At 50.7% G+C, this 21901-nt stretch carries 25 protein-coding genes and 4 pseudogenes; 10 read left to right on the forward strand and 19 right to left on the reverse strand.

Annotated elements, in window-relative coordinates:
• Window positions 1-72: 72 nt before the first annotated feature.
• Genes nrdF through nrdH form a run of 4 tightly spaced genes read right to left on the reverse strand, consistent with a single transcriptional unit; the run spans window position 73 to window position 3840 of the window.
• The gene (gene nrdF / locus ACMGGR_RS04105; protein ID WP_414148906.1) at window positions 73-1032 is read right to left on the reverse strand and encodes a class 1b ribonucleoside-diphosphate reductase subunit beta; all 960 of its coding nucleotides are present in this window, start codon (window positions 1030-1032) and stop codon (window positions 73-75) included.
• A 45-nt stretch (window positions 1033-1077) separates the two neighbouring features.
• Window positions 1078-3222 carry a class 1b ribonucleoside-diphosphate reductase subunit alpha gene (gene nrdE / locus ACMGGR_RS04110; RefSeq protein WP_246760616.1) on the reverse strand — a complete coding sequence of 715 codons (2145 nt, stop codon included), beginning with the start codon at window positions 3220-3222 and terminating at the stop codon, window positions 1078-1080.
• Entirely contained in the window at window positions 3195-3596 is a 402-nt protein-coding gene (gene nrdI, locus ACMGGR_RS04115; RefSeq protein ID WP_414148225.1) for a class Ib ribonucleoside-diphosphate reductase assembly flavoprotein NrdI, read from the reverse strand. Before nrdI ends, nrdE begins: the two co-directional genes overlap by 28 nt.
• A gap of 4 nt (window positions 3597-3600) precedes the next feature.
• Window positions 3601-3840 carry a glutaredoxin-like protein NrdH gene (gene nrdH / locus ACMGGR_RS04120; protein ID WP_246760618.1) on the reverse strand — a complete coding sequence of 80 codons (240 nt, stop codon included), beginning with the start codon at window positions 3838-3840 and terminating at the stop codon, window positions 3601-3603.
• A 382-nt stretch (window positions 3841-4222) separates the two neighbouring features.
• Between nrdH and ACMGGR_RS04125 the strand changes: the two genes are divergently transcribed.
• Both ACMGGR_RS04125 and ACMGGR_RS04130 read left to right on the forward strand, forming a co-directional pair.
• Window positions 4223-4498, forward strand: coding sequence for a type II toxin-antitoxin system HicA family toxin (locus ACMGGR_RS04125; RefSeq protein ID WP_246760619.1), 276 nt, complete (start codon window positions 4223-4225; stop codon window positions 4496-4498).
• Window positions 4495-4854: a type II toxin-antitoxin system HicB family antitoxin gene (locus tag ACMGGR_RS04130; RefSeq protein ID WP_414148226.1), complete on the forward strand. Its 360-nt coding sequence runs from the start codon at window positions 4495-4497 to the stop codon at window positions 4852-4854. Before ACMGGR_RS04125 ends, ACMGGR_RS04130 begins: the two co-directional genes overlap by 4 nt.
• A 119-nt stretch (window positions 4855-4973) precedes the next feature.
• Here ACMGGR_RS04130 and ACMGGR_RS04135 read toward each other — a convergent pair whose 3' ends face one another.
• Entirely contained in the window at window positions 4974-5297 is a 324-nt protein-coding gene (locus ACMGGR_RS04135) for a DUF883 family protein (RefSeq protein WP_246760621.1), read from the reverse strand.
• Window positions 5298-5459: 162 nt separating this feature from the next.
• Here ACMGGR_RS04135 and ACMGGR_RS04140 point away from each other — a divergent pair, with 162 nt between their 5' ends.
• The 4 genes from ACMGGR_RS04140 (at window position 5460) to ACMGGR_RS04155 (ending at window position 8782) form a co-directional block, all read left to right on the forward strand.
• On the forward strand, window positions 5460-5795 hold the full coding sequence (locus ACMGGR_RS04140; protein WP_125289393.1) for a DUF2002 family protein: 336 nt from the start codon (window positions 5460-5462) through the stop codon (window positions 5793-5795).
• A 139-nt stretch (window positions 5796-5934) separates the two neighbouring features.
• Window positions 5935-7344 (forward strand): S-methylmethionine permease, encoded by a 1410-nt coding sequence (mmuP, locus tag ACMGGR_RS04145; RefSeq protein ID WP_246760622.1) that lies wholly within the window; start codon window positions 5935-5937, stop codon window positions 7342-7344.
• Complete coding sequence (gene mmuM / locus ACMGGR_RS04150; RefSeq protein WP_414148227.1) at window positions 7331-8257, forward strand: homocysteine S-methyltransferase; 927 nt, start codon at window positions 7331-7333, stop codon at window positions 8255-8257. The genes mmuP and mmuM overlap by 14 nt, the downstream gene beginning before the upstream one ends.
• Before the next feature lie 105 nt (window positions 8258-8362).
• The gene (locus ACMGGR_RS04155) at window positions 8363-8782 is read left to right on the forward strand and encodes a hypothetical protein (RefSeq protein ID WP_246760623.1); all 420 of its coding nucleotides are present in this window, start codon (window positions 8363-8365) and stop codon (window positions 8780-8782) included.
• Window positions 8783-8828: 46 nt separating this feature from the next.
• Here the strand turns inward: ACMGGR_RS04155 and ACMGGR_RS04160 are convergent, their stop codons facing one another.
• A complete protein-coding gene (locus tag ACMGGR_RS04160) occupies window positions 8829-9695 on the reverse strand; it encodes a nucleoside-specific channel-forming protein Tsx (RefSeq protein ID WP_246760624.1) in 867 nt (288 codons plus the stop codon).
• 502 nt (window positions 9696-10197) lie between these two features.
• Between ACMGGR_RS04160 and ACMGGR_RS04165 the strand changes: the two genes are divergently transcribed.
• Window positions 10198-10701, forward strand: a complete 504-nt coding sequence (locus ACMGGR_RS04165; protein WP_246760625.1) for a DUF1543 domain-containing protein — start codon at window positions 10198-10200, stop codon at window positions 10699-10701.
• A 276-nt stretch (window positions 10702-10977) separates the two neighbouring features.
• Here ACMGGR_RS04165 and pmrB read toward each other — a convergent pair whose 3' ends face one another.
• The 4 genes from pmrB to ACMGGR_RS04185 form a co-directional block, all read right to left on the reverse strand.
• Window positions 10978-12051, reverse strand: coding sequence for a two-component system sensor histidine kinase PmrB (gene pmrB, locus ACMGGR_RS04170; RefSeq protein WP_414148228.1), 1074 nt, complete (start codon window positions 12049-12051; stop codon window positions 10978-10980).
• Window positions 12044-12724, reverse strand: coding sequence for a two-component system response regulator PmrA (gene pmrA, locus ACMGGR_RS04175; RefSeq protein WP_246760627.1), 681 nt, complete (start codon window positions 12722-12724; stop codon window positions 12044-12046). The genes pmrB and pmrA overlap by 8 nt, the downstream gene beginning before the upstream one ends.
• On the reverse strand, window positions 12721-14361 hold the full coding sequence (gene eptA / locus ACMGGR_RS04180; RefSeq protein ID WP_414148229.1) for a phosphoethanolamine transferase EptA: 1641 nt from the start codon (window positions 14359-14361) through the stop codon (window positions 12721-12723). The genes pmrA and eptA overlap by 4 nt, the downstream gene beginning before the upstream one ends.
• 126 nt (window positions 14362-14487) lie before the next feature.
• A complete protein-coding gene (locus ACMGGR_RS04185; protein WP_414148230.1) occupies window positions 14488-14970 on the reverse strand; it encodes a helix-turn-helix transcriptional regulator in 483 nt (160 codons plus the stop codon).
• On the opposite strand from ACMGGR_RS04185, the pseudogene ACMGGR_RS04190 reads away from it, so the two are divergent.
• Window positions 14893-15237: pseudogene (locus ACMGGR_RS04190) on the forward strand (sugar phosphate isomerase/epimerase family protein); the annotation flags it as partial. The gene ACMGGR_RS04185 and the pseudogene ACMGGR_RS04190 sit on opposite strands and share 78 nt — an antisense overlap.
• 123 nt (window positions 15238-15360) lie before the next feature.
• Here the strand turns inward: ACMGGR_RS04190 and ACMGGR_RS04195 are convergent.
• Window positions 15361-15714 (reverse strand): hypothetical protein, encoded by a 354-nt coding sequence (locus ACMGGR_RS04195; protein ID WP_246760628.1) that lies wholly within the window; start codon window positions 15712-15714, stop codon window positions 15361-15363.
• Window positions 15715-16298: 584 nt separating this feature from the next.
• On the opposite strand from ACMGGR_RS04195, the gene ACMGGR_RS04200 reads away from it, so the two are divergent.
• On the forward strand, window positions 16299-16490 hold the full coding sequence (locus ACMGGR_RS04200) for a hypothetical protein (RefSeq protein ID WP_246760629.1): 192 nt from the start codon (window positions 16299-16301) through the stop codon (window positions 16488-16490).
• Between the two features lie 135 nt (window positions 16491-16625).
• On the opposite strand, the gene ACMGGR_RS04205 is transcribed toward ACMGGR_RS04200, so the two are convergent.
• The 8 genes and pseudogenes from ACMGGR_RS04205 to ACMGGR_RS04240 all read right to left on the reverse strand — a co-directional run bounded on the left by ACMGGR_RS04205 (window position 16626) and on the right by ACMGGR_RS04240 (window position 20379).
• Window positions 16626-17090: a DUF943 family protein gene (locus ACMGGR_RS04205; RefSeq protein WP_414148231.1), complete on the reverse strand. Its 465-nt coding sequence runs from the start codon at window positions 17088-17090 to the stop codon at window positions 16626-16628.
• Window positions 17074-17208: pseudogene (locus tag ACMGGR_RS04210) on the reverse strand (DUF3289 family protein); the annotation flags it as partial. The pseudogene ACMGGR_RS04210 and the gene ACMGGR_RS04205, both read right to left, overlap by 17 nt.
• A 142-nt stretch (window positions 17209-17350) precedes the next feature.
• A complete protein-coding gene (locus ACMGGR_RS04215; RefSeq protein ID WP_414148232.1) occupies window positions 17351-17818 on the reverse strand; it encodes a DUF943 family protein in 468 nt (155 codons plus the stop codon).
• A pseudogene (locus ACMGGR_RS04220) lies at window positions 17815-17930 on the reverse strand (DUF3289 family protein); the annotation flags it as partial. The gene ACMGGR_RS04215 and the pseudogene ACMGGR_RS04220, both read right to left, overlap by 4 nt.
• A gap of 123 nt (window positions 17931-18053) precedes the next feature.
• Window positions 18054-18143: pseudogene (locus ACMGGR_RS04225) on the reverse strand (DUF3289 family protein); the annotation flags it as partial.
• A 101-nt stretch (window positions 18144-18244) separates the two neighbouring features.
• The gene (locus ACMGGR_RS04230) at window positions 18245-18709 is read right to left on the reverse strand and encodes a DUF943 family protein (RefSeq protein WP_414148233.1); all 465 of its coding nucleotides are present in this window, start codon (window positions 18707-18709) and stop codon (window positions 18245-18247) included.
• On the reverse strand, window positions 18706-19545 hold the full coding sequence (locus ACMGGR_RS04235; protein ID WP_414148907.1) for a YPO3983 family protein: 840 nt from the start codon (window positions 19543-19545) through the stop codon (window positions 18706-18708). The genes ACMGGR_RS04230 and ACMGGR_RS04235 overlap by 4 nt, the downstream gene beginning before the upstream one ends.
• Before the next feature lie 360 nt (window positions 19546-19905).
• Complete coding sequence (locus ACMGGR_RS04240; protein WP_414148234.1) at window positions 19906-20379, reverse strand: hypothetical protein; 474 nt, start codon at window positions 20377-20379, stop codon at window positions 19906-19908.
• A 144-nt stretch (window positions 20380-20523) separates the two neighbouring features.
• On the opposite strand from ACMGGR_RS04240, the gene ACMGGR_RS04245 reads away from it, so the two are divergent.
• A protein-coding gene (locus tag ACMGGR_RS04245) for an IS3 family transposase (protein WP_414148235.1) occupies window positions 20524-21644 on the forward strand; the annotation gives its coding sequence in 2 pieces (ribosomal slippage) (window positions 20524-20770 and window positions 20770-21644; 1122 coding nt in all).
• Window positions 21645-21901 lie beyond the last annotated feature (257 nt).

Genomic DNA, 21901 nt, shown 5'->3' on the forward strand with positions numbered 1-21901 from the left:
TTTATTGAACGGGCGATCAATAAAAAACAGTAATACGGAGGGAGAAAGGGAAACTCTCCCTCCGCTTTAGCGCTAAAAATCCCAGTCTGCGTCTTCGGTATCCACCGCTTTACCCATAACGTAGGATGAACCGGAGCCCGAGAAAAAGTCATGGTTTTCGTCGGCATTGGGCGAAAGGGCGGCAAGAATGGCCGGGTTAACATCGGTCAAATCAGCCGGGAAAAGCGCCTCGTAGCCCAGATTCATCAGCGCTTTGTTAGCGTTGTAATGCAGGAACTTGTTCACTTCTTCGCTCCAGCCTACGCCGTCATACAGGTCGGCGGTGTAGGCCAGCTCGTTCTCATACAGCGCCAGCAGCAGCTCAACGGCAAACTGCTGCAGTTCGTCACGGCGGGCCTGACTCTCTTTTTCCAGCGCTTTTTGATACTTATAGCCAATGTAATAGCCGTGAACCGCCTCATCTTTAATAATCAGGCGGATCAAATCAGCCGTATTGGTCAGCTTGCCGCGGCTTGACCAATACATCGGCAGATAAAAGCCTGAATAAAACAGAAAGGACTCCAGAAATACGCTGGCAATTTTCTTCTTCAGCGCATCGTCGTGATGATAATGTTCCAGCACGATGTCGGCTTTTCGCTGCAGGAAAGCGTTATTTTCGCTCCACTGATAGGCCGCATCGACATCGCTGGTATGGCAAAGCGTAGAGAAAATAGAGCTGTAGGAGCGTGCATGCACCGCTTCCATAAAGCTGATATTGGACATCACCGCTTCTTCATGCGGCGTTATCGCATCCGCCATCAGCGCCGGTGCGCCGACGCTATTTTGAATAGTATCCAGCAGCGTCAGGCCGGTAAAGACGCGGATGGTAAGCTGCTGCTCCTCGTGGCTCAGGCCGTTCCAGGCCGGAATATCGTTAGACAGCGGCACCTTTTCCGGCAGCCAGAAGTTAGAGGTCAGGCGGTTCCAGACTTCCAGATCCTTTTCATCTTCAATCTGGTTCCAGTTAATAGCGTGGACGCGTTTTAGTTTCATCATGATTGTCTTCCGGGGCAAATACCTTCGCCCCTTATAGTTAAGTCAGAGCGAACAGGAGACACAGCCTTCGACTTCGGTGCCGAGCAGGGCCATCTGACGCAGACGAATGTAGTAAAGCGTTTTAATGCCTTTTTTCCAGGCGTAGATCTGCGCCTTGTTGATATCGCGCGTGGTGGCGGTATCGCGGAAAAACAGCGTCAGCGACAGCCCCTGATCGACATGGCGCGTGGCTTCGGCATAGGTATCAATAATGGCTTCTGGCCCGATATCGTAAGCATCGCGGTAAAACGCCTGGTTATCGTTATTCATAAACGGCGCGGGATAGTACACGCGGCCGGTTTTTCCCTCTTTGCGGATCTCAATCCGCGAAACGATCGGGTGAATACTTGAGGTTGCGTGGTTGATATAAGAGATAGAACCGGTCGGCGGGATCGCCTGTAAATTCTGATTATAAATACCGTGCCTGATGACTAAATCACGTAGTTCGCGCCAGTCCTGCTGTGAGGGCAAAGCGATGCCTGCTCTGGCAAACAGCGCGGCGGCTTCGGCAGTGCGTGGCTGCCAGGGTTGATTAACATACTTATCAAAGTATTCGCCGCTGGCGTAACGGGAGTCTTTAAAACCGGCAAAGGTTTCGCCACGCTCCTGAGCAATCAGATTTGAAGTGCGCAGCGCGTGATAGGTGATGGTATAGAAATAAAGGTTGGTGAAATCCAGCGCTGCTTCACAACCATACTGAATACCTTCCCGTGCCAGGTAGCCGTGCAGGTTCATCTGTCCAAGACCAATAGCGTGCGACAGCGAGTTGCCTTTTTCGACAGAAGGAACGGAACGGATCTGGCTCTGATCGGAGACCGCCGTCAGCCCGCGCACCGCGATTTCTACCGTGCGGCCAAAGTCAGGCGAATCCATGGTGTGCGCAATATTCAATGAACCCAGATTACAGGAGATATCCTTGCCGATATGGCGATAGCTCAGATCGTCGTTATAGTCGGTCGGCGTATTCACCTGCAGGATTTCAGAGCAGAGGTTGCTCATATTGATACGGCCTTTAATCGGGTTGGCGCGGTTAACCGTATCCTCAAACATGATGTAGGGATAACCCGATTCGAACTGGATTTCCGCCAGCGTCTGGAAAAATTCGCGCGGATTAATGAAGGTGCGGCGGATACGCTCATCCGCCAGCATCTCTTCATAATTGTCAGTGATGCTGATATCGGCAAAGGGCACGCCGTAGATTCGCTCTACGTCATAAGGTGAAAAGAGTGCCATGGGCCGATTCTCTTTCGCCAGCTGAAAAGTGACGTCAGGAATAACTACGCCAAGCGACAGCGTTTTAATACGAATCTTTTCGTCGGCGTTTTCGCGCTTGGTGTCCAGAAAACGCAGAATATCGGGATGATGCGCGTGCAGGTAAACGGCCCCCGCACCCTGACGCGCGCCCAGCTGATTAGCGTAGGAAAAAGCGTCTTCCAGCATTTTCATCACCGGAATGACTCCGGAAGACTGGTTTTCAATACGCTTGATGGGCGCACCGGCTTCGCGCAGGTTTGAAAGTAGAAACGCCACGCCGCCGCCACGTTTGGAAAGCTGTAGCGCAGAGTTTACCGCGCGGCCAATCGACTCCATATTATCTTCAATGCGCAGCAAAAAGCAGGAAACCAGCTCGCCGCGCTGCTGTTTGCCGCAGTTTAAGAAGGTTGGCGTGGCGGGCTGGAAGCGGCCGGAAAGCATCTCCTCCACCAGCGCCGTCGCCAGCGGTCGGTCGCCTTTGGCCAGCGTGAGCGCCACCATACATACGCGTTCGGTGAAGCCTTCCAGATAGCGCTTGCCGTCAAAAGTCTTCAGCGTGTAGCTGGTGTAAAACTTCCATGCGCCTAAAAAAGTCTGAAAGCGGAAGCGGCGCTGATACGCCTGTTCAAACAGCTGGCTGATAAATTCAAAAGGGTAAGCGTTCAGCACCTCGGCTTCGTAATAGCCTTCGGCAACGAGGTATTGTAAGCGCTCACTAACTGAAGCAAAGGTCAGCGTATTTGGCAGGACATGCTGCAAAAAATAGTGCCGAATCGCCTCGCGATCTTTTTCAAACTGAATATTGCCGTCAGCATCATAAAGATTGAGCATCGCATTCAGGGAGTGATAATCGGCCTCTGTCGGCGTTATAAGTGTGCTGTCTGTGCTTGCCAAAATTGGGTTACTCCCCTGGATACGTTAGCGACGTCTTCTTCTGTGCCCAACAGCTCAAAGCGATAGAGGCACGGCACGCGGCATTTTTGCGCAATAATGCTGCCGGCCAGGCAATAAGCCTCGCCGAAATTACGATTGCCTGCGGCAATGACGCCACGGATTAGCCGACGATTATCAACGTCGTTCAGAAACTGAATGACCTGCCCGGGAACCGCGCCTTTGGCCGTGCCGCCGCCATAGCTCGGTACGACCAGGATATAAGGCTCGTTAACCCGCAATTGCCCGTCCAGCGGGATGCGGCGGCACGGCAGGCCGGTGCGTAAAATAAAGCGGTGCGTGTTTTGCGACTGGCTGGAGAAATAGACCAGTGACATTCGCTCAGCCTCGCATTGCGGCTTGACTCAGGGCAGAAATCTTATCGGGACGGAAGCCGCTCCAGTGCTCCTCTTCAGCCATCACCACGGGAACCTGGCGATAGCCCAGCGCTTTTAAGGTCTCCAGCTCTGTGGGATCCTGGTCCAGATTAACCAGCTGATAATCGATGCCCTGTTTGTCCATCGCATTTTTAGTCGCGTTGCACTGGACACAGTTATCTTTCGTGTAAATAATAATGCGCATGATTCGTATTTCCCTTTATGATCGGATGTCTGGCACGAATATTGCTGTCACCAGCTGTGTAAACGTACCGCCAGAATCGCCGCCAAAAACTATATGTTGCGTTATTTCATTTCCGTAAATACTAGATGTAGCGTTAAGCTATTGCAACCTTGCTTCCTGTAAGCGTACTTCAGCCAAACGGCACAAACCCTTGTGGCACCTGAATCTAACCTCATAAAAAAAAAATTGGTTAAATGTTGCGCATGTGCTTTCTGGCAGGACGCTGGAATGGCGATCGGTGCTCTTGCTTTGCCCACAGCAGGAAAAGAGCGACTGCATAAATTGACGTCATAACGGTGTATAACTACAATGACTGCACAAAGTGACTTCAAGGGATAAGGGAATGAAAGGATTCGTTTCATCGCTCAGGAAGAAACAAAGAAATACCCTTGAGCAGGTATTTAAAACACCTGTCTTATCAGGCATCAGATGGAGTGATATTGAAGCGTTGATTAAAGCGCTGGGTGGTGAAGTAAAAGAAGGGCGCGGATCTCGCTGCAAGTTTATTCTTAACGGCAGCATAGCCAGCTTCCATCGTCCCCATCCTTCGCCGGATACAGATAAAGGCGCAGTCGAAAACCTACGTGACTGGCTTGAAAGCACAGGAGTAAAACCATGACCAAAGCACTGCCTTTAAACACCATTACGATTGCCGGGCAACCCGCTATCGTCAGCTATGTTCCTGAGCTGAAAGCCTTCAGAGGACGCTTTTTGGGATTAACGGGTTATTGTGATTTTGTGTCGGATAACGTTCAGGGATTAACTAACGAAGGTGAGATTTCGCTGCGTGAATATATCGAGGATTGTAAATCAGCTGGAATTGAGCCCTTTGCGCAACAGGAAAAAGTGAAAACTTTTACTTTACGCTACCCTGAATCCTTTGGAGAGCGTTTGAGTCAGGCTGCGGCGGAGTGTGAAACGTCCGTTAACGCCTTCATTATTGAAACGCTGAAAGAGCGAATGAAACACGCATAGTTCCGAATATAAGATATCAGGCGGGAAAATAGCTGTGGAATAGCGTAAAGATAGTTCTGTTTCAATAAGTCAAATCCCCGCCTGCGCGGGGATTAGTCGTTACGGTGTAGTCAGAAAAATCAGTCGCGGGAAGCGCTGGTAGCAATCAGTGCGCCAAGGAATACGCCGATAGCTGCGCCAATGCCTACGCCGTGCCACGGATTATCACGTACAAAAGTATCCACATGCTCGCCTGCGTCTTTAGCGACGCGGGTCACGCGATTGCCGCCGTTAAGTTTTGCGCGCGTCTCTTTCAGCAGGGTCTGCGCCTTGCTGCGAGCATCATCAATTTCTTCTTTCGATTTGCTGCCGTAAGTTTTTAACAGGCCGTCAAGGGTATCGGCCAGCAGAGTGACGTCCTGGTTAATATCAACATCTTCATTATTTGTTGTCCGGTTAAACATTTAGCTCTCTCCTGGAAATGATACGGACTATTTACTATAGACTATCAGAGAGATATTTCTTGTGATGGTCTGGGCTACACCCTGTTTCTGGACAATTCCGAAAGCCCTGCGCCCTGGCGCTAAGGTAAGGTGTCGGGGTTGGCAAGTATTAGAGGATTAAGCATGTATCTACGCCCTGATGAGGTCGCTCGCGTACTGGAAAAAGCGGGATTTGAAATGGACGCCGTTACCGCAAAAGCTTATGGCTACCGCCGTGGCGACAGCTATGTGTACGTTAACCGCGAGGCGCGTTTAGGCCGGACTGCGCTGGTGATCCATCCCACGCTAAAGGAAAAGAGCCATAGCTTTGCGGAGCCGGCAAACGAAATAAAAACCTGCGAGCACTACGTGCAGTTTCCCATGTATCTGGTTGGCGACAGCCGCGATCACTATGGTATCCCTCACGGCTTCAGTTCACGCGCGGCGCTGGAACGCTATCTGGAATCCGTGTTCGACTGACCGTTTTCCGTGCCTTTATCCGCATCGATCGCAGGCGCTGAAAAGCGCCGATTTACGCTTCCTGACGTTGCAATACCGTGACAGACCAGGTATAACGCTTGTCCTATGTAGAAGTTTAGACGTCTATACGGATGACGGCATGCAGCAGACTCAGCAGGACAGTTCGCAACAATTTAAACGCAGTATGAAGGCTCGCCACCTGGTGATGCTTTCATTAGGCGGCGTTATCGGCACCGGTCTATTTTTTAACACCGGCTATATTATCTCCACGACCGGCGCGGCCGGTACGCTGCTGGCCTATCTGATTGGCGCGCTGGTGGTGTATCTGGTGATGCTCAGCCTGGGCGAGCTTTCCGTTGCCATGCCGGAAACCGGTGCTTTTCACGTCTATGCGGCGCGCTATCTTAGCCCCGCGACAGGCTACACCGTTGCCTGGCTTTACTGGCTAACCTGGACCGTAGCGCTCGGCTCCAGCCTGACCGCCGCCGGTTTCTGTATGCAGTACTGGTTTCCGCAGTCGCCTGTCTGGCTGTGGTGCCTGCTGTTCTGCACGCTGATCTTCCTGCTTAACGTCATCTCTTCCCGCTTCTTTGCCGAAGGGGAGTTCTGGTTCTCGCTGATTAAAGTGGTCACCATTCTGGCGTTTATCGTACTGGGCGCGGGCGCGATGTTCGGGTTTATTCCGCTGAAAGACGGCAGCAGCGCGCCGTTTTTCCATAACCTGACCGCTCACGGCTGGCTGCCGCACGGCGTACTGCCGATTCTGATGACGATGGTGGCGGTTAACTTTGCGTTTTCCGGCACGGAACTGATCGGCATTGCCGCAGGCGAAACGGAAAATCCGCATAAGGTATTGCCGCTGGCGATAAAAACCACCGTGGCGCGGCTGATTATTTTCTTTGTCGGCACCGTGCTGATCCTGGCGGCGCTGATCCCAATGGATCAGGCGGGGATCGTGAAAAGCCCGTTTGTGCTGGTGTTTGAAAAGATCGGCATTCCTTACGCGGCGGATATCTTCAACTTCGTCATTCTTACCGCCATTCTGTCGGCGGCAAACTCGGGTCTTTATGCCTCTGGCCGCATGCTCTGGTCGCTGTCAAACCAGAACACGCTGCCGCGCTGCTTCGCAAAGCTGACGCGTCGCGGTATTCCGCTGACGGCAATTTCGGTAAGCATGCTGGGCGGACTGCTGGCGCTGTTTTCCAGCGTTATCGCGCCGGATACGGTATTTGTCGCGCTCTCTGCGATTTCTGGCTTTGCCGTGGTAGCCGTCTGGCTGAGCATCTGTGCGGCACATTTCTTCTTCCGTCGTGCCCATTTGCGTTCAGGCAAGCCGCTGGCCGACCTGAAATACCGTGCGCCGTGGTTCCCGCTGACGCCGATCCTGGGCTTCGTGCTTTGCCTGCTGGCCTGTGTTGGCCTGGCTTTCGATCCGGAACAGCGTATCGCGCTCTATTGCGGACTGCCTTTTATTGCCGTTTGCTACGGTGCTTACTATTTCACTCAACTGCTGCAAAAACGCCAGGAGGTTCAACGTGTCACCGATTGATTCTGTGCAGAAACTGGTTGCTGCTGGCCTGGTGCTGGACGGCGCGATGGCAACCGAACTGGAAGCACGCGGCTGCGACCTTACCGATACGCTCTGGTCGGCAAAAGTACTGATCGAAAACCCCGAGCTGATTTACCAGGTACATTACGACTACTTTGCAGCGGGCGCGCAGGTTGCCATTACCGCCAGCTATCAGGCCACGCCGCAAGGCTTTGCGAAGCGCGGGCTGAATGAAGCCGATTCGCTGGCGCTGATTGCCAGAAGCGTAGAGCTGGCCATAAAAGCGCGCGCAGATTACCTTGCCGCCGCTAAGCAAACCACGCCGCTGCTGGTCGCCGGTTCCGTCGGCCCTTATGGCGCTTATCTGGCAGACGGCAGCGAATACCGCGGCGACTATTCTTTACCGCAGGCGGAGATGATGGACTTCCATCGGCCACGCGTTCGCGCGCTGGTGGACGCGGGCGCGGATCTGCTGGCCTGCGAGACGCTGCCTTCTTTTGCCGAAATCGAGGCGCTGGTTGCTTTGCTGGCCGAATTCCCGGCTACCCCAGCCTGGTTCTCCTTTACGCTGCGCGACAGCGATCATTTGAGCGACGGGACGCCGCTGGCCGACGTGCTCGCCTTTCTGGACAACGTTCCTCAGGTTGTGGCGCTGGGCATCAACTGCATCGCGCTGGATAAGGTGACGGCGGCGCTGAAAGTGTTTTCCGCGTTAAGCACAAAACCGCTGGTGGTCTATCCCAACTCTGGCGAGCAGTATGATGCCGCCAGCAAAAGCTGGCACAGCGACGCTTCTACCTGCACGCTGGTGGATAACCTTGCCGAATGGCAGGCGGCTGGTGCAAAACTGATCGGCGGCTGCTGCCGCACCACGCCAGCCGATATTAAAGCTATTGCCCAACGCTGCCGATAACCCTCTCAGAGCTTTACGCGATCGCGCTCGTTATCGGGCGCGATTAATAAATCTCGCCTGACTCTGCGTAAACTATTCTCAATATTTAACCTGGCAGGAAAGCTTATGAGACTCGTGTTACTGGCGCTGGCTTCGGCGTGGCTTTTGAGCGGATGTGCAACCATCGTGGGCGACAAGACCCAGGATGTGACCATCCAGAGCTGGCCGCAAGGCGCAAAATTTGTTGTTCAGGATGAAACGGGCAGGGCAGTGGCGGAAGGGTTCACCCCAAAAACCGTGACGCTGGCAAAATCTGACGGCAGCTACTTTGGCAAAAAGAAATTCCTGCTGATGCTGGAACAGCCGGGCTTTGTACCGCAAACCATCCCGCTGAACGAGAAGGCTAACCTCTGGTATCTGCTGGGTAATATTCCGCTTGGCGGCTTCCCGGGCTGGCTGCTGGTCGATCCGTTTAACGGCGGCATGTACAACATTGAGCCGCCGCCCGCGAAGATTATTATGAATCCGATTGGCGCGCGCAGCTAAATCCGTAAGCCGCCGGCGCAGAACCGGCGGCTGAAAAGCATCGGGATTAGAAGTTGTAGCCAACCACCAGGTAGTAACCCCAGCCGGTCGATTTCACTTCAAAATCACCGCTACCGAAATTCAGCTCCTGGCCGTCAGCCCACTGGCCACCGTTATGGAAGTAGCGCGCCACCACCGAGTAGTGCCAGTTATCGTAAGCCAGCGACAGAATGTGGCTGGAGGCGATAGAGTTGCTGGTGCGGGAAGCGTCGCTCTTGTCGCGCAGATCGGAACCCCAGTCAAAGTTGGTAAAACCAACGTAGCTCAGATTACCGCCCCACAGCGTAGTCAGCGGCACAAAGTATTTCACCTTGAAGCGATAGCCGTCCCAGCTGTTCTCGTTTGCTGCGCCATAGTTCTGCCACTGGTATTTGGCATAGACGTTCAGCGACAGGTTAACCGGGGTATGCGTATCGATATCGGTGCCCAGACCCATATACCAGGTATTCTGGCGACTGCTGCTGTTGCGGCCCATATCGTAGATATAGTTGTTGGCGAAATACCACTCTTTAATCGGCCCGATGCTCAGGTCGGTGTTGGTCAGCTTGTCGATAGAGAAGCGAGGCTCAATCTCCATAAACATCGGCGAACCGTGGTCAAAAATGCCGTTAGCGTTAGAGTTGCCGGTCCCAAAGAAGTTGGTCAGATCCAGATAGCCATAGAAATCGAACCAGTCTTTTTTAGCAAAGGCTTCATATTCCAGATAAACATCGTTATTGAACTGCGGCCCGAAGCGAGTGTGAGTACTGCCGACGACGTTCACGCTCTGGTGCCACCAGTCGGAAACGTACTGCGGCTGTTCAGGTGCAGCAAAAGAAGCAGCGCTGTAAGAGAGAGCAACCAGAGCGCCAGCCATCAGAGATTTATATTTCATTATATTACCACATGCTTATCGACCATTTTCTGCAGCCCGCGCGATGGTCTTATCAGTCATTATCCGGAACGGAACAGGAAGGCGGTTTTCAGTACCGAAAACACCCGTATCGAATGCCGGAGCAGTGTGCCGTCATCCGCTGCTAAGGAAATAGAGATCGCTCACAGTTGTCAAACTCTGTTTCATTTCACTTTAATTAAAGTGTGATGTAGATCACACAAAGAGCGGAACTTAAGCGCCGTAACGCTTGTCGCCGCACAAAGGCTGTTTTTCATCCGGGGTAAACGTTTGCCTGGCAGCTTAGGGGCAAATATGTGCAAAGTAGAAGCGCAGCCCCCGAAAAAAGCAGCGGGTAAAGCACGGCAGGCTATAAGTAATTCTTATGTTTTGAGCGGGAAAAGAGCGATGTCGGCGTGCATGCATTAATACCGATATGTAAATGTTTATATATCGTTTTTAAGGCTGTACGATCGCCGTTTTTTCGACAGTTAACGGAGCCAGTATGCAGCTGTATATGTTTTATGTAGGCGGCAACGCCGGAAAATCGAATATCGAAGTACATGACATTCAGTTTGTCGCCGCCAACGAGCCGAAAGAGGCCTGGCCAGCGCTGCGTGAAGCCTGGTTCGGCGACGCGGATAAGATCCATATTGATGGCTATGCGCGAATTAACTGGGCCGATGGCTACAGCATTACGCTTGCCGATACGCCGCCGAAGGATAAAAACCGCCTCTTTTTTGTTAACGCGGGCGCTTATCATCCTTCAACGCTGGCGGAGCTGCACGCCTTCGATCTCTTTGTGGCGACAAGCGTTAAAGAAGCAAAGGCAAAAGGGCTGGCTTCGCTGCTGAACGGCGCGTTAAAGCAGCATAAAGATAATCTGACCGACGTGGACGACTGCCTGCTGCTGGATAAAGTCGGCAATCTTTACGTGCATCTTACGCCTTGTGAAAAAGGAACGCCTTTTCGCCCGGAGTGGCAGGGCTATCAGCCGATTGGCCTGTGAGTTATCGTAACCTGCTGACCTGCTGACCTGCTGACCTGCTGACCTGCTGACCTGCTGACCTGCTGACCTGCTGACCTGCTGACCTGCTGAAATCTATGCGGGCTGCACCGTCTTAAGGTTGCCTTAATCTTTTTCCGGGAGACTCTCCTTATCACGATAAGGAGAGAACCATGCAACAGCAGCGCGTAAGGCCAGCCAGTGAATATGCCACGGTGATATTCAGCGTTATCGTTATTCTGACTTTCCTGAAAATCTGGTTCAGCAGCTAAGTAAGGTTCAGGATGTGAATTTGATCGAAGCCCGGCAGCCGCTGGTCTGCTGACGGTTTTCCAGAAAGAACTGCGCTTTATGTAGCTGAGCGATACGGCTGACGATGCTCAGCCCCAGTCCGATGCCGCCATAACGGCTGTCCATACGCACAAAGGCGCGGCTCAGCTCGCCGCTTTTACTCTCATCAATGCCCACTCCCTGATCTTCTACCGCCATCACCGCGCCGGAGTGATTTTCCACGCGTACGGCGATCACCGTGTTGGTCGGGCTATAGCGATGGGCATTCTCGATCAGGTTTCTTAATAAAACTCGTAACAGCGTCGCGTCGCCGCGTACCGTTGCGTCGTCCACGATGGTTATCTCCAGCTGCTGCCCGCGCTGTTGCAGCATTGACTGCATCTCCGCACTCATTGGCGCAATCACATCTTTTGCCAGCGAAACCCGCTGATAGTTACCGGCGGTAAAAGATTGCCCGACTCGCGCCAGCTGGAGCAGCTGCGCCACGCTGTTGGTCATTTGATCCAGCCGCTGGATCAATGGCTGAACGTTGATCCTGTGCTTCTTTTCCAGCAGTTCCAAATGCAGCCGGAGCCCGGCCAGCGGCGTACGTAATTCGTGCGCTACGTCGGCGGTAAACAGCCTTTCACGCTCCAGGCTGGTGGTCAGTCGCGTAATCAGCTGGTTAACGGCCAGGGTAACGGCATCGATTTCCCGTACCGATCGAGGACAGTTGACCGGAGAAAGGTCATCTTCGCTACGGTTTTCCAGCTGCTTTTGCAGCTCTGACAGCGGCCGCGTGATCCATTTCACCACCTGAAAACAGAGCAGCAGCGCGAGCGTGATCATAATCAGGCTCGGCACGGCCAGGCTGGCGACCGCCTCGTGTATCTCTTTTTCCACGTGTTTTCGCTGGTCATGGTTATGCAGCGCCGCGTCTACCAGCAGCTGGATCTGCTCCTGGCTTTCATGCCATAGCCAGGCCACGCTGATCACCTGACAAAGTAACAGGATCAGGCCAACCGCCATCAGCAGGCGAAAACGCATCGTATTACCGCGATGCTGGAAAAAAGATTTAATCATCAGCGCGTTCTGTCCCGTCCTTCATCAGCGCATAGCCAAAACCGCGTACGGTACGGATCGCCGTTCGACCAATTTTGTCGCGCAGATTGTGAATATGGACCTCAAGCGTATTGGTAGAAGGCTCGGTTTCCCAGTTATAAATATCGTTATAGAGAATTTCGCGGTGCACCGGCTGGCCGGCTTTCAGCATCAGGCGCGCCAGAATGGCATACTCTTTTGGCGTCAGCTCCAGCAGCCGGTCGGCAAGGTGTATTTGCCGATGGGTCATATCCAGCGAAAGCTGCCCAAACACCAGACGGCTGTCGCCCTGGTTAACATCGCGGCGGATCAGCGCCCGGATGCGTGCCAGCAGCTCGTCCAGCGCAAAAGGTTTAATCAGATAATCATCCGCGCCCGCATCCAGCCCGGTAATTCTGTCGCCGACCGTGTCCCGCGCCGTCAGAATCAATACGGGCTGCATTTTTTTCTGGCGGCGCAGACGCAGCAAAAGGCGCAGGCCGTCTTCATCAGGCAGGCCCAAATCCAGGATCAGTAAACTGTACAGTCCGCCCGCCAGACAGGCCTCAGCATCGCGGCTGGTGGTTACGCCATCGCAAACATAGCCTTCGCCTTCCAGCGCCATCAACAGGCCCTGCAGCAGCAGGGCATCATCTTCTACAACCAGAATTTTCACTGATTTTTACTCCGACAAGCCGTCAGGATATCGTCGCCAGGAACATATTCGTGCGTTACGGTGCCGGTCAGGCCCAGCATCGTGGAAAAAAGATTATCCTGTGACCAGCTTTTTCCGCTCAGTTTGTTCATACAGCCCATATCAACCGCATGACGCTGCTGATAATCAGGCGACAGCCAGATGAGCATAGGGACATGTTTTTGCTCTTCAGGGGCAATGGCATAAGGCATGCCGTGCAGATAGACCCCGTTTTCACCCAGCGATTCCCCGTGATCGGAAAGATAAACCAGGCTGGTGGTAAAACGATCCTGGTGTGATTTTAATACATTAATCGCTTTATCAACGATGTAATCGACGTAAAGCAGCGTGTTGTCATAGGTATTGACCAGCTGCTGCTGCGAACAATCCTGAATTTGATTGGTATCGCAGGTCGGCACGAACTGCCGGAAACGCGGCGGATAGCGATTGTAATAGGTCGGGCCGTGGCTGCCGATGGTGTGCAGCACGATTACGCCGTTGCCTTTCAGCTGGTTGATGTAGTCGTCCAGCCCATGAAACAGCACGTCGTCATAGCATTCGCCGTCGATACACATACCGGGCAAATTCAGGTGCGTCATATCCTGGTGCGGTACCCGATCGCAGGCGCCTTTACAGCCGCCGTCGTTTTCGTTCCACAGTACGCTGATGCCCGCACGCTGCACGATATCCAGCAGGCCTTCGCGATGGCTGGCCAGCACGTCGTCATAGTGCGCACGCGGCATTCCGGAAAACATACAGGGCACCGACACTGCCGTAGAGGTGCCGCAGGAAATCGTCTGCGGGAAATAGGTAACGTTATCTTTTGCCAGCAAAGGGTTAGTCTGGCGCGAATAGCCAGAAAGCGAAAAGTCCGCCGCGCGCGAGGTTTCACCCACGATTAAAATAGTCAGGCTTTTTTTGTCGCTGTTTTGCAGCTGGGCGCTTTGATGCGCATCTTCGCCCATTCTGACCAGCGGCAGATGCGTTAACTGATTGTGTTTATACCAGGAAAGGGAAGCCACGATGCTGTTAGAAGGGCTGAGCGACTTCACCAGCTCTTTATTGTTGCGGAACAGCGAGGCGTAGTCTTTATAGAAAAACAGCGCTACCAGCAGGATCAGCAAAACGGAAACAATCATGCTGACAGCGCGCGTCAGCAGGCTTTTCAGCAACGAAGCGGGTACCTTAATACGGACCCAGAACGCCAGCGTGGCGGCCAGCACGCCGGACAGCAGCAGGCTGACCACAAACTGCGGCGTCATCAACGCAAAGGATTCCGACGCGGTGGTATCCAGCATATTCACAATCATCGACCGGTCGAGGACGATATTGTAATTCCAGATAAAGTACTGCGCGGCGGCGGAAACCAGGCAAAACAGCGCGATAAGCAGCTTGTCCAGCCAGAAGAACGACGCCAGCGTCAGGACAATATTGATGACGCTGAACGCGACGATCGGCATAGAAAGAAAGACCAGCGTGCTGTGCAGATCGCTGAGCGGCATCGCGGCGATAACCTGCCGATAAAAGGCAATATTAAGAAACACAGCAATGTAAACGGAGAAGATTATCAGGAAAAAGTGCCGACTCAGCGAAGCTCTTTTTAATTTTATCAGTGACATACCAGCGTTCCGGGCAAAAAAAGATCTGCCAAGAGTGCCAGTGAAAGGTTAGGAAAACCTTAAGAAGCTAAGGTTCGACAGACGCGGTGAATGCTGCAACCCGTGCGGCACAACGTAAGGCTCGCTTCATTTACTTTTAAGCTCGCCCGTTAGCCAGAACTTCTTATAACGGGCAGGCGAAATGCCTACCAGGTTTTGGAAGATGCGGTGAAAGTTATTAACGTTGTCATAGCCCACCGCGTTGGCGAATTCCGTCACGCCGGAAGAGGTGCTCAATAACAGAGATTGTGCTTCGCCGATGCGCCGTCTTGTCTGGTACTGCTTAGGTGAATAGCCCGAAAACGCTTTAAACACGTGCGCCAGATAGAATCGATTCATCTTAAGTTCTGCGGTAATCAGCCTGAATTCGAGGTTTTCCTTATAGTGCTCGTCAATGAAGTTTTTAATCCGCTGCCCTACGGCCAGCTCTGCATTGTCATTAACAGGAAGTTTTTCCGTCCAGAGCGTCCGGCAAATCAACAGTAGCGCCTGCCATCGCACCTGATCGCGATGGGGGCCGATCCGATCGCCGCTGCCAGAAAGCTGGAAGGAGCGGTATTCCACGTGCATGGTAAAGATGCGCGTATTGAGCGTGGCCTGGCGGATATTGACGGACTGCTGGAAACCCGGCCGGTGACGGAAACCCAATCCCGTACCTGGAACTATGTTGCGGTGGGTTGTGGTCAGGATTTGCGGTGGTGGAAGGAGTTCTTCTCTGTGCTGCGCATGACCGGTTATGACGGCTACGTATCGCTGGAGATGGAAGATTTGACCATGAGCGTTGGGGCAGGGCTGCAAACCTCTATCGATGCGCTGAATGCGAGTATTAGTCGGTAATTGCCGGAAACAGGTTTTAGAATGAAGTATCAGAAGCCTGGCCTTGATACCAGAAAACTGGTGTAAGCACGTTATAAAACAAAAGGCCGCAAACGCGGCCTTTAGCTTACAGAAAGTGAGCGATTAGTCAGTTACTTTCTTTTTCAGATCGCTGGCGCCTTCTTTGGTCTTATTCCAGCCCTTCTGCGTACCTTCTTTGGTTGCATCCCAACCTTTTTCAGTACCTTCTTTGGTTTTATGCCACGCTTTCTGCGTGCCTTCGCTTGCTTTGCTGGTGGTGCTGTGGCTTTTGCCTTCAGCAGCGTGTTCAGACTTCAGCTTCAGCTCTTTGCCTTCGTCCTGCGCCTGATGCAGTTTCTCTTTCGCCGTGTTGGCGTTTGCATCCGCAGCGGCTACGGTGTCATCAGTTGCGTGTGTGGCAGCGAAAACGGGAGAAGCCAGCAGAAGAGCTGAAAGTGCGATAATCGTTTTTTTCATAATATCCTCACCAAACGTTATTGATCCATTGTGTAGTTAAGCATGGCACGGCTTTTTACATCGCGCCTTAGGAATAAACTGTATTTGAGCATAGTGCAATTGAGTGATTTTGCTTCTTTAACCAGGGTATTAACGGTGAAAAGAGGAAAAAAATGAGTAACGCAAGGGGAGGTGCGCAGCTTCCGAATCTGTGTGAGAGGGCATCTCAGAGACGGGTTTTCATTGCTTGTGGCTTGTTTTTGCGTAGCGGGTTCCGGTTTTAATACAGGACCAGAAATGAGTGTTGATGAACAGAAATTAAGCGGCGTAAACTGCAACGGCACCGGCAAAATCCGGTGGCGGAATTGGCGTTCTGCTTAATGAATCGGTGGCATTTTCAGGTTGTCGTATTATCTGTAATGCCAAAACCCGGTACGTGCTTATGTATGAGAAAACATTTTCATGCATAATCCATGGCGGACTGGGTAGGGGCTTCTTCGGAAGCGCCGGATCCGATTCACCGGCACGCCAACCCTGCTCAGTCCACCTCCTTGTGAAGTTGGCGTTTCCCTGGTGGTGGTATCCTCATGAATCGGAGATACATTATGAACTACCCAATGTTTGACTATACCCCAACCGATACCGAAGAACTTTGCGACCAGTGTCTGGCGCTTGCCTGGACAATCACTGAACTGACCAATCCACAGGTACGCGATACGCTGCTATGGGTGCTGCTGGAACGCATCCAGATGCTGAGTGCCTGCTTCGCCAGTGAAGAAGAGCTGCTGGAAGTATAAAGGAGGGGAGCCGCCCACTTTGAGACCGGTGGGCGGTGATGGATAGCCTGCAGAACGTTTTATTACTCATGCATAGCTGGTGCAAGCCAGGCAAGGGAAATGACTTTATTACTGTCGCTACGCAAAGAAGGTAACCTAATCAGCCCCGTCTTTTACTATTTTTCCGTTTTTCTTCATGCGATATATTTCATCATGAGTAGTAAAAGAAAGCCCCATGTTTTTGCTGTCGCTAACAGAGAAGACTCTGTTTTTCTCTATACAATTTTTAGGTGGCTTCATGTCGTTAAAGCACCGCCTGTCATATTTTTCTTCTTCTTTATAACTATCGCCAAAATCCCAAAATACTATGGAGAAAAATCCATCATTTGCGGGTTTTGGGATATTATATTTTGCTTTCAATATGTCCTTGTTTTTTAGCCACCAGTTTATTTTACCTCGATCGGTAAAAGGAAAGTTTCTTACAAGAACAGAAGTAAACTCTCTATCCTCATGAACTGCCACAATTTCTACAGAACGTACCGACAACCAAAGGAAGACGCCTGACAGGGTGCAGCCAATCAGTAACAGCGCATAAAGCATTTTTCTACTTTTTATTTTCACTACGGCCTCCGGTAATCTCAATAGTGGCTTCCATATTGGTCACAAACGGTTTAAAGCCAAACTGATTGTACCTCTGGAGAACAAACCAGATACGAAAGAAATGAAACTGGCTAAATTTTTATTTTTGAATAGGATGTAGAAGAGCTGTAGTGCGATCATCGTGAAACATTCCTTGTATCATCGTCCGTCAGAAGAGAATACGCGCTGGTAGGTTGGATTGTAAACTTCGCGCATCTCTGGAAAGGCAAGGGAAAGCAGTTCTATTCGTTTTTTATTTTTACTATCTTTCCATCTTTCCCCATGCGATATTCCCCATCATCTACGGTAAATATAAGGCCTCTGTTTTTACTGGAGCTGATTGAAAATACTCTGTCTTTTTCAATGCAGTTCACAGTTTTTTTCATGTCTTTGAAGCAAAGTCTGTCATATTTCCCTTCCTCCTTATAACCCTCTCCAAATAACCAGAATTTCAGGTAAAAATAACCATCTTTACTAGGTTTTGGAATGTCATATCTGTCTTTTATCATATCCTTATTTTTTAACCACCACTTAATTTTGCCTTTATCAGTCGGTGGGAAAGTAGTGACCAGGATATCACTAAAACCACTACTTCTGTGATGAATGGCTATGATATCCACGGGACGCAGAGATAACCAAAGCCAGTAGCTAAGTAGCACGCAGCCCGTTAGAAAGAGCGGAACAATCATTTTCTTTTTTTTAACTTTCATTTGTGAGTCCCTGTAATTTCTATGATGGATTCCATATTGGTCATAAACGGCTTGAAGCCAAACTGATTGTACCGCTGGAGACGAACCAGATACGAAAGAAATGAAACTGACGGGATTGTGTTGCCAGTATATCTTTGCTGCTGTAGCCAAATTGAGGAGAACCGGTCAAGCGTCCAGGGATTAGCCCCGTGGGAAATGTAGTCGAGCGGGTATCAGGATTTGGCTGAGCTTCGTTCAGATCCCTACAGCGCATATCACTGGCGGTGTAGTTATCCATGCACTTTTTTGTTGTGAATATAGTACAGAGGAGCTGTAGTGCGATCATCGTGAAACATTCCTTGTATCATCGTCCGTCAGGAGAGAATACGCGCTGGTTGGCTGGAGTGTAAACTTTGCGCATCTCTGGAAAGGCAAGGGAAAGCAGTACTATTCGTCTTTAAGTTTTATTATTTTTCCATCTTTCCCCATGCGATACTCCCCATTATCCACGGTAAATATAAGCCCTCTGTTGTTGCTGTAGCTTACCCAAAACACTCGATTCTTTTCTATACAATTAGTGGGTGGCTGCATATCTTTAAAACAGAGCCTGTCATATTTTTCTTCCCCTTTATAACCCTCACCAAATAACCAGAAACTTACAGTGTAATTACCATATGGTGCCGGTTTAGGAATATCATAACGTTTCTTTAGTGTCTCTTTATTCTTTAGCCACCAGTCAATTTTCCCTCTGACAGTAAGCGGGAAACGATTGATTAAAACATCGCTAAAATTATCTTCCTGATGGATAGCGATGATTTCTACCGGTCGTGAGAGAAACCACCAAAAGTAACCCGCCAACGCACAAATCGTTATAACAAAAGCTAACACGATTTTTTTAAGGTTATTTTTCATTGCAGCTCCTCGGTAATCTCTATAGTGGCTTCTATATTAGTCATAAATGGCCTGAAGCCAAAATGATTATACCGCTGAAGAACAAACCAGATACGAAAGAAATGAAACTGGTTGAATTTTGTTTTCAGTATATCATCGCTGTCGAGGCCAAAATGATCTTGTACCTTGTAATGCACCACCGCTCGGAAACGCTTATTATCAATCTGTAATGACTTTATGGTGATGTGCGTTGCCCAAGTATCATGAACAGTAATACCCATGCCGTTATAATTATCCTGAAACCTGTTAAATTTAGGTAGTTTGCCCCTGAGGATAGCTTTTCGTAATTCATCATTTAAGTTTTTCGGGTAAATAGTATTTGTCCAGTCTATATTATTCTTAAGTGATTTTTTTAATAATAAACGAGTGCTATTTTCGCCTTTGTCATTAAGAATATGTTCCTTAAGTGCTCTATCGAGAGACACGTCGCGGAAGGGTGTACCGCTGCTGTTCTGCATATGGGTGATCATTTTTTCGATCAGGTGACTGTATGGCCCGTGAAGGGAAAATTTATGGGATAACAAGCGGAATTCATCAAACAGCATTGCGGCACACTGCTGACGGGTAATCTTTTTACCCTGGCCGCGCAGATTACAGCAGAACATGGACTGAGGACGATCCATTGAAGAACGTCGGGTAAGCGTCCAGGGATCTACCTGGTCAGAAATGTAATCCAGCCGGTATTGGGATTTTAACTGCGCTTCAGTCAGATCCCCGTAGCGCATATCATTGGCGCTATAGTCGTCCATCAACTTTTGGGTTTTGAATATGGTGCAGGGAAACTGTAGTGCGATCATCATGAAACATTCCTTGTGTCATCGTCCGTCAGGAAATAATACGCGCTGATGGGCTGGAGTGTAAACGTTGCGTATCCTAAGCCCGTAATTTTTCCAGGTTTAGGACAGGGATGTGGGCCAGAGAATACGGTAACTAACTATAATTATTAAAAAATTATAGTTTTATGATTTTTAGTTGGTGAGTTTTGGAAAATGCGAAACAGGCAAGCGGTGATGCGCTGGCAGAAACAGGTTTTTTTCTGTCAACTTTATGTTTTTATCTGATTTTATGAGTTCCGATTTTATTGGTGTACCAGTACCTTTTTGTCTTAAAGTTTTATCGTCTGTTTTGGCGATAAAGTAGCAAAGATGCAGCCTGATTTATCGGCTATCGTCAGCCCTGGCCGGAGCAGGGGTAGCGGAAATATCGATGTATTTCCTTAATGCTACTGGACGGCTTACCCCGCAAGGATCCGAGAATGGTAGTTTAAGTGTGGGAGATGCAGATACTCTTACTGTCCATGTAGTATCACCAATGAAGCTGAAGCTTGCGGAGTGGGGCAAAACCTCCAAATCTCGAAAGTGACCTGAAGTATAAGCGCCTCCGATAGTCAGTTCTTCTACGACACCTTGAGAAATATCCAGCAGCAGGATCGTCAGCATTTCTTCAAAAATGACGTCATCCGTTACGAATAAAAGATAGCGACGCGCATCAACTTTTACCGCAGCCTCAAGCACTTTCCCGGGAACGGTAATTCCCGTTGAGTTGCCGTCAATCAGCACTTCAGACCGGGCCTGGGTGATATCTGTTGCTTCATTTACTTCCGATAACGATAGTGTCGTAACTTCTTCCATTTCTATTTCCACCAGTTGCCTATTTCCAATGCCGCTAAAGCACCGCCGAGCATTGAATCAGATAAAACGCTGCTAACCTGCCCCCCGTTGATTAATATACCATGATGTTAGTAATGTCTTCATAAGCCACATGAGGACATCCCCATGAAGAAGCGTTTTTCCGACGAACAGATCATCAGTACCCTCCGCGAAGCTGAAGCCGGGGTATCAGCCCGTGAACTCTGCCGTAAGCACACCATTTCCGACGCCACATTTTACACCTGGCGCAAGAAGTATGGCGGTATGGAGGTGGCCGAAGTTAAGCGCCTGAAGTCGCCTGAGGAAGAGAACGCCAGACTCAGGAAGCTGCTTGCCGAAGCCATGCTGGGTAAGGAGGCACTTCAGGTGGCTCCGGGGCGAAAGTACTGACGACAGACCAGAAGCGGGAAGCCGTTGAGTTTATGTGTGATGCGACCGGTCTGTCGCAACGTCGTGCCTGCAGGCTTACAGGTTTGTCCCTGTCGACCTGCCGCTATGAGGCCCGGCGTCCGGCGGCTGATGCGCATTTATCAGGCCGTATCACAGAACTTGCACTCGAACGAAGGCGTTTTGGTTACCGGCGCATCTGGCAGTTATTACGTCGGGAGGGCCTTTACGTCAACCACAAGCGGGTATACCGCATTTACCACCTTAGCGGCCTGAGTGTGAAGCGCAGACGACGCCGTAAAGGTCTGGCGACTGAGCGGCTTCCGCTTCTTCGCCCGGATGCGCCGAACCTGACATGGTCGATGGATTTTGTCATGGATGCACTTGCCAGCGGCCGTCGGATTAAGTGCCTGACCTGTGTGGATTATTTCATGAAGGAGTGTCTGACGATCACCGCTGCTTTCGGTATTTCAGGCGTTCAGGTTACGCGTATTCTGGACAGCATCGCGCTGTCTCAAAGCTATCCGGCGACAATAAGAACCGATCAGGGCCCGGAATTTACCTGCCGTGCGCTCGATCAATGGGCCTTTGAGCATGGTGTGGAGTTGCGACTTATCCAGCCAGGTAAGCCAACGCAGAACGGATTTATTGAGAGTTTCAACGATCGCTTTCGGGATGAATGCCTAAATGAACACTGGTTCAGCGATATTCTTCATGCCCGGAAAATCATTAATGACTGGCGGCAGGACTATAACGAGTCCAGACCTCATTCATCGCTGAATTACCAGACGCCGGCTGAATGTGCAGCAAGCTGGAGAAATAGAAAATTAGAAGGTAAACAAACCGACATTACTAACTGATCGTTGTATCTAATACTGGGGGCAGGTCAAACCGTATTGACGAGTACAGGTTATTTGGAAGCTGCCACGGCTGCAGCTTACTCACCCGGGTTACGTTGGACGCTTACTAAGGATGCGGGGGATTCCCAGAGATAATATCTGTACAAGAAATGGACATTACTAGTCCATTTCTCGACATATGCTCATACTGAATGGCGGACATCATCTTACTGAACGGAGATCCTCTATTATCCAATAACGTTCCCGTTAGCACGAAC

The sequence above is a fragment of the Erwinia sp. BNK-24-b genome, from assembly GCF_047456155.1.
GTDB classification, from domain to species: domain Bacteria; phylum Pseudomonadota; class Gammaproteobacteria; order Enterobacterales; family Enterobacteriaceae; genus Erwinia; species Erwinia phyllosphaerae.

Excerpts from the sequence above, each read along its gene's own strand:
- nrdF (WP_414148906.1), bottom strand. The coding sequence starts at position 1,032 with ATGAAACTAAAACGCGTCCACGCTATTAACTGGAACCAGATTGAAGAT.
- nrdI (WP_414148225.1), bottom strand. The coding sequence starts at position 3,596 with ATGTCACTGGTCTATTTCTCCAGCCAGTCGCAAAACACGCACCGCTTT.
- nrdH (WP_246760618.1), bottom strand. The coding sequence starts at position 3,840 with ATGCGCATTATTATTTACACGAAAGATAACTGTGTCCAGTGCAACGCG.
- ACMGGR_RS04125 (WP_246760619.1), top strand. The coding sequence starts at position 4,223 with ATGAAAGGATTCGTTTCATCGCTCAGGAAGAAACAAAGAAATACCCTT.
- ACMGGR_RS04130 (WP_414148226.1), top strand. The coding sequence starts at position 4,495 with ATGACCAAAGCACTGCCTTTAAACACCATTACGATTGCCGGGCAACCC.
- ACMGGR_RS04135 (WP_246760621.1), bottom strand. The coding sequence starts at position 5,297 with ATGTTTAACCGGACAACAAATAATGAAGATGTTGATATTAACCAGGAC.
- ACMGGR_RS04140 (WP_125289393.1), top strand. The coding sequence starts at position 5,460 with ATGTATCTACGCCCTGATGAGGTCGCTCGCGTACTGGAAAAAGCGGGA.
- mmuP (WP_246760622.1), top strand. The coding sequence starts at position 5,935 with ATGCAGCAGACTCAGCAGGACAGTTCGCAACAATTTAAACGCAGTATG.
- ACMGGR_RS04155 (WP_246760623.1), top strand. The coding sequence starts at position 8,363 with ATGAGACTCGTGTTACTGGCGCTGGCTTCGGCGTGGCTTTTGAGCGGA.
- ACMGGR_RS04160 (WP_246760624.1), bottom strand. The coding sequence starts at position 9,695 with ATGAAATATAAATCTCTGATGGCTGGCGCTCTGGTTGCTCTCTCTTAC.
- ACMGGR_RS04165 (WP_246760625.1), top strand. The coding sequence starts at position 10,198 with ATGCAGCTGTATATGTTTTATGTAGGCGGCAACGCCGGAAAATCGAAT.
- pmrB (WP_414148228.1), bottom strand. The coding sequence starts at position 12,051 with ATGATTAAATCTTTTTTCCAGCATCGCGGTAATACGATGCGTTTTCGC.
- eptA (WP_414148229.1), bottom strand. The coding sequence starts at position 14,361 with ATGTCACTGATAAAATTAAAAAGAGCTTCGCTGAGTCGGCACTTTTTC.
- ACMGGR_RS04185 (WP_414148230.1), bottom strand. The coding sequence starts at position 14,970 with ATGCACGTGGAATACCGCTCCTTCCAGCTTTCTGGCAGCGGCGATCGG.
- ACMGGR_RS04195 (WP_246760628.1), bottom strand. The coding sequence starts at position 15,714 with ATGAAAAAAACGATTATCGCACTTTCAGCTCTTCTGCTGGCTTCTCCC.
- ACMGGR_RS04200 (WP_246760629.1), top strand. The coding sequence starts at position 16,299 with ATGAACTACCCAATGTTTGACTATACCCCAACCGATACCGAAGAACTT.
- ACMGGR_RS04215 (WP_414148232.1), bottom strand. The coding sequence starts at position 17,818 with ATGAAAGTTAAAAAAAAGAAAATGATTGTTCCGCTCTTTCTAACGGGC.
- ACMGGR_RS04230 (WP_414148233.1), bottom strand. The coding sequence starts at position 18,709 with ATGAAAAATAACCTTAAAAAAATCGTGTTAGCTTTTGTTATAACGATT.
- ACMGGR_RS04235 (WP_414148907.1), bottom strand. The coding sequence starts at position 19,545 with ATGATCGCACTACAGTTTCCCTGCACCATATTCAAAACCCAAAAGTTG.
- ACMGGR_RS04240 (WP_414148234.1), bottom strand. The coding sequence starts at position 20,379 with ATGGAAGAAGTTACGACACTATCGTTATCGGAAGTAAATGAAGCAACA.